Annotated in this window: 6 protein-coding genes; 3 read left to right on the top strand and 3 right to left on the bottom strand. The window is 64.6% G+C overall.

Annotated elements, in window-relative coordinates:
• On the top strand, window positions 1-1,007 hold a 1,007-nt coding region (locus MOV75_RS28130), incomplete at its 5' end, for a PLP-dependent aminotransferase family protein (RefSeq protein WP_247006980.1).
• Between the two features lie 67 nt (window positions 1,008-1,074).
• Entirely contained in the window at window positions 1,075-1,320 is a 246-nt protein-coding gene (locus MOV75_RS28125; protein ID WP_246930185.1) for a DUF6719 family protein, read from the top strand.
• Window positions 1,321-1,332: 12 nt separating this feature from the next.
• Here the strand turns inward: MOV75_RS28125 and MOV75_RS28120 are convergent, their stop codons facing one another.
• From MOV75_RS28120 to MOV75_RS28110, 3 genes are all read right to left on the bottom strand, one after another.
• On the bottom strand, window positions 1,333-1,695 hold the full coding sequence (locus tag MOV75_RS28120) for a hypothetical protein (protein ID WP_246930176.1): 363 nt from the start codon (window positions 1,693-1,695) through the stop codon (window positions 1,333-1,335).
• Between the two features lie 33 nt (window positions 1,696-1,728).
• The gene (locus tag MOV75_RS28115) at window positions 1,729-1,956 is read right to left on the bottom strand and encodes a hypothetical protein (RefSeq protein WP_246930178.1); all 228 of its coding nucleotides are present in this window, start codon (window positions 1,954-1,956) and stop codon (window positions 1,729-1,731) included.
• Window positions 1,957-2,537: 581 nt separating this feature from the next.
• Complete coding sequence (locus MOV75_RS28110) at window positions 2,538-3,086, bottom strand: CreA family protein (protein ID WP_246930180.1); 549 nt, start codon at window positions 3,084-3,086, stop codon at window positions 2,538-2,540.
• 208 nt (window positions 3,087-3,294) lie between these two features.
• Here MOV75_RS28110 and MOV75_RS28105 point away from each other — a divergent pair.
• The coding region (locus MOV75_RS28105; RefSeq protein ID WP_247006979.1) for a L,D-transpeptidase family protein at window positions 3,295-4,668 on the top strand (1,374 nt) is incomplete at its 3' end.

Below are 4,668 nucleotides of genomic sequence, written 5' to 3'. Positions count from 1 at the left end.
ATCCGCGCGGCAGCCGCGAGCTGCGCGCGGCAATCGCCGATCATCTGCTGTCGGCGCGCGGGCTGCGCTGCGATCCCGATCAGATCATGCTGACGTCGGGCACCTTGCACGCGCTGCGCATCGTGCTGAGCGCGATCCTCAGAGCGGGCGACCAGGTCTGGTGCGAGGACCCCGGCTACCCTGCCGCGCGCAAGACCTTTGCACATTGCGGCTACCGCGCCGTGCCCGTTCCCGTCGACGAGCACGGCATGCGCATCGCCAAGGGCCGCATCGCGGCGCCGTCCGCGCGCGCGGCCTATGTCACGCCGTCGCATCAGTTTCCGCTGGGCGTTCAGATGTCGATGCCGCGGCGGCTCGAGCTTCTGGACTGGGCAAAGCGGGCCGGCGCCTTCATCCTGGAGGACGATTACGACAGCGAGTTTCGCTATGACGGCGCACCTTTGATGTCGCTCGCCGGCATCGACCGTCTCCAGCGCGTGATCTACCTCGGCACGTTTGCCAAGACGCTGTTTCCGGGCCTGCGCATCGGCTATTGCGCCCTGCCCGAACGCCTGATCGCAGACGTGACGGCTGCGCGCGCGGCGCTCGACCGCTTCCCCGGCACGCTGATGGAAGGCGCGGTGGCCGACATGCTCAACTCGGGCGCGTTCGCCGCAAACCTCAAGCGCGTGCGAAAACTCTATCGCGAGGCGCGCGATGTGCTGGCCGAAACGCTGGAAGCCGCATCCGATGGTGCGCTATCCGTGCCGGTGCCGTCACAAGGCCTGCATCTCGTCGCCCGGTTCGATCCCTCGGTCGACCTGACGGTGGCCGCGCAAGCCAAGCAGGCGGGCGGCGCGGAGGGCTGGCTATTGGCCGACACCTATTCGCGCACGCGTCCTCTCCCCGGCTTCGTGCTGGGATTTTCCGGCCACGCAGTTCCACAACTCGTAGCCTCCGCCGAACGGCTCGCGCGGGAATCGCGGTCAGCCTTGCGCGCGAAAAGCAAGCCGGTTCGGCGAGCATGAGCAAGCTTCGCTATTAGAATCGCTCACCGCTCCCTACATTGCGTCATCGATTCCGGGAGCCTTCATGATGTCACTCCGCCACGCGACCTGCCTCTCGCTCCTGATCTCCATCGCGCTCGCCGCGGCGGCGCATGCCGCCACGGTCGGACGCGAGCAGGATATCGTGGATCTGAAGCTCGGCCAGCGCGTTCTCGTGGACGACGGAACCTGCCCTGCCGGACAGGTCAGGGAAGTGCGCGGCGCAAGGATGACCGACAAGGGTGTCTCGCGCACGAGCTCCTGCGTGCCGCGGCAGGGGCCGAAAACAAAATGATGGCCTGAGAGGCTACTTCGCCGGATCGAACATGCATTGCAGGGTTGGCTTGGCAATCTTGGTAAAGGTCGGGCCGATCTCGCCCTGCTTAGAAGCCGGAACCCAGTCGGTCTCGATGGTGGGCACGCCGGTCTCGCTGATGCCGCGCAACAGCGCTTCGCGCAGGTCGCGATCCTCGACGGCGGCCGCGGCGTGATCGTGCAGGCAGCCGCAGACTGCCTCCGGATGCTCCCAGCGGCCGATCATGCGCGGCGCGCACTGGCGCACGAACTCGCTGCGGGGATCCGGTAACCTGGTGGGCGCGCGCACCTGCGCCTGGGCGGCATTGATCGTCAGAACAAAAACGAACGCAGCGGCGCAAAATCGAACGATCATGACGGCCTTTATCGCTGATTTTCTTGTTATCGATCAGAAGCGCGCGGCAACCACGATGGGCTGCGACGTCGTGGTGATGACCGGCGAGCCGCTGTACTGGAAGGTGCCGACGCCGGGCAGATTGCCGTCCGGCGAGCCAGCCAACGAGGAGCCCGCAACCACGAAAGCGAAGGCAAGGATGTAGCTGAGCGCGCGCATGGTCTTGTCTCCGAATTCGGTGGCCGGCGGTGCGCCGTTCGTCGTTGTGAAGCTGATAACCATGGGCGGTTTCGCCCGTGATGCGCCAAAAGCCGAAAATGGTTTCATCTCCGTGAGAATTGTTTCGTCCGGTCCGAGACGACGACACAATTCTCTGAAAACGCCAACCATTTCAGTGAGGTCTCGCTAGAGCTCATGGCGGCTTGCCAAGTTCCGGCTCCGGTGTGCGAACACACTCGACGCAGCCGCCGTCATGTTCCCGCCTCACCCGCTTCACACGCATTTTACGTTTTCCTGCGAATGGAGCGGCAAACGAAGGCTGGTCCTGTCGAACCGGGAGCGCGTCGGCCGCGACCCAAGCCATCGAACCTGGACGCCCATCACCGGGCGCGTTCACTTGAGGGATGGCCATTATGGTGGCGCAAGATCGCGCAATGCCGCGCGAGGCGGACCAACGGACGGACGGCGGAGGTCAACGACCCAATCGCGTCGCCTCAGCCGGCGCGATGTCGCTACAGTCTGGCCGCGGCTTTGAGGCCGCGCCACAAGCCTTCGTGCGGCTGACCGGCTCGCATCTTGTCAAGCCGTAGGCCAGCCGAGCCTGTGCTTGAGTGAACGCAAGCGCGTTACTGTGTGAACGCGCATTACTGTGTGAAGAACTCGGCGCACTTCTGGACGTTTGCGTCCGCAGCTCCCCACGGCATGATCGGCACTGTCGAGGTCGAGTTCTTCGGCGAGCCCTCGATTATCCTGTCCGAATAGACCATGTAGACCAGCACGTTGCGCTTGGTGTCGCAGCCGCGCACGATCTGCATCTTCTTGAAGAACAGCGACCGGCGCTGGCGGAACATGTCGTCGCCCTGCTCCATCTTGGTCTTGAACTTGATCGGGCCGACCTGGCGGCAGGCCAGCGAGATGTCCGACACCTCCTCGGCAAGGCCAAGCCAGCCCTTGAAGCCGCCCTTTTCCGGCACCGTGAAATGACAGGCGACGCCCTCGACTTCGGGATCGTCGAGGCCATAGGTCGCGAGCTTGTCGTTCGGGCTCATCCATTTGAACACGGTGGAGCGGCGGAAGATCAGATCGGGCTCGTCGGCAGCTTGGACGGACGCCGCCGGCACGGCCAGGGCCAGGAGGAATAAGGCGAGACCTTTCAAGCGGATGCCGGCAAGTCCAGGGAAACGAGATGACATGAAGTTCTCCGGTAACAAGTCTCCGCAATGTAGGAACGCGTCAGCCCGACAGGAAGACGACAGGCGGGCAGAGGCGGCCGCCGTTTACCGCTCTGTGAGGCTTTTTTGCTACGTCTTGGACAAAAGTCGCTGATGGCAGAACCGGCCTGGTGGTGAACGCGTATCCCCTTTGCGAGACTAACGTCTGATTTGGAATATGGATTCGAGGATGAACAGCGTGAACGGGTCGCGTTTTTCTGCCAAGCCGGCGCGGCTGTGGCAGGTCGCCATTTTGACGGCGGCGGGTATGATCGGCGCGACCAGCCAGGCAGACGCAGCATTTTATTATTGGACGGATTATTCCGACGGATCCTATTACGCCCGGCAGAGCCGGCATCCCGAGATACCGCGCCAGAAGCCGCCGAAGCGCGACGCAACCGGCCGGAAAGAGGTTGTCGCCGAAAAGCAAGCCGGCGCAAAGCCACAAGGGCCGCTGGTCATCGTCGTCTCGATCGACCGGCAGAAGGTGACGGTCTACGACACCAACGGCGTGTTCGCGGAATCTCCGGTGTCCACGGGCATGAAGGGCCATTCGACGCCGATGGGTGTGTTCAGCGTCATCCAGAAGCACAAATTCCACCATTCCAACATCTATAGCGGCGCGCCGATGCCGTACATGCAGCGGATCACCTGGTCCGGCGTCGCCATGCATGCCGGCGCGTTGCCGGGCTATCCGGCCTCGCATGGCTGCATCCGCATGCCGATGGCGTTCGCGGTGAAGATGTGGAATTGGACCAGGATGGGCGCGCGCGTCATCGTCGCGCCCGGCGAGATGACGCCGCACAGCTTCTCCCATCCCCTGCTCGCCTCGGTGCGCGTGCCGCCACAGCCTGCCGCGAGCCTCGAGCCGCAGACCAATGTCGGCGACAAGGCCGACAAGGGCGCCGCGCAGACCAAAGCCGCCGAAACCAAGTCGGTCGAGACCAAGCCCACCGAAACCAAGACGGCCAGCGCCGATGCCGTGCTCGAGCTGCGCGCCTCCGTCGACCATACCGTGATGTCGGATGTGACCACGGGCAATGCGCCAGCCCACGAGGAAGCCGGCGCCCCGGCCGACAAGGCCAAGACGGCCGAGGCAACTGACGCGGCCAAGCCGCAGTCGGAAGACAAGCCGGCTAGCGGGGACAAGCCTGCCGACAAGGCCGAGCCGATCAAGACCGAAGCAGCGGACTCCGCAAAGACGACCGATGCACCGGCACCTGCGCTCGCCGCCTCGCCCGATGCGAACAAGGACGAAAGCCGCGTTGCTGATCCGGCGCCGGTCGCAAAGCCGGAAGCCCCCAAGCGGGCCGGCCAGATCGCCGTCTTCATCAGCCGCAAGGATTCCAAGCTCTACGTGCGGCAGAATTTTGCGCCGCTGTTCGAGGTGCCGGTCACGATCGCCCCGAGCGACCGGCCGCTCGGCACCCATATCTTCACCGCCGAGCTCGACAAGACCGATACCAACGCACTGCGTTGGTCGGTGGTGTCGCTGCCCGTCTCCGCCCGTTCCGCGGCACGCGAGGACGATGGCCGGCTCACGCGCCGCGAACGCGGCGGTGTC

It is taken from the genome of Bradyrhizobium sp. PRIMUS42 (genome assembly GCF_023006515.1).
Taxonomy (GTDB): Bacteria; Pseudomonadota; Alphaproteobacteria; order Rhizobiales; family Xanthobacteraceae; genus Bradyrhizobium.
The sequence above is the reverse complement of the archived record's forward strand: the minus strand, read 5'-3'. Positions and strand labels throughout refer to the sequence as shown.

What these genes read in the sequence shown, in the direction of transcription:
- MOV75_RS28115 (WP_246930178.1), bottom strand. Translation starts at nt 1,956, where the DNA reads ATGGTTATCAGCTTCACAACGACGAACGGCGCACCGCCGGCCACCGAA.
- MOV75_RS28110 (WP_246930180.1), bottom strand. Translation starts at nt 3,086, where the DNA reads ATGTCATCTCGTTTCCCTGGACTTGCCGGCATCCGCTTGAAAGGTCTC.
- MOV75_RS28120 (WP_246930176.1), bottom strand. Translation starts at nt 1,695, where the DNA reads ATGATCGTTCGATTTTGCGCCGCTGCGTTCGTTTTTGTTCTGACGATC.
- MOV75_RS28125 (WP_246930185.1), top strand. Translation starts at nt 1,075, where the DNA reads ATGTCACTCCGCCACGCGACCTGCCTCTCGCTCCTGATCTCCATCGCG.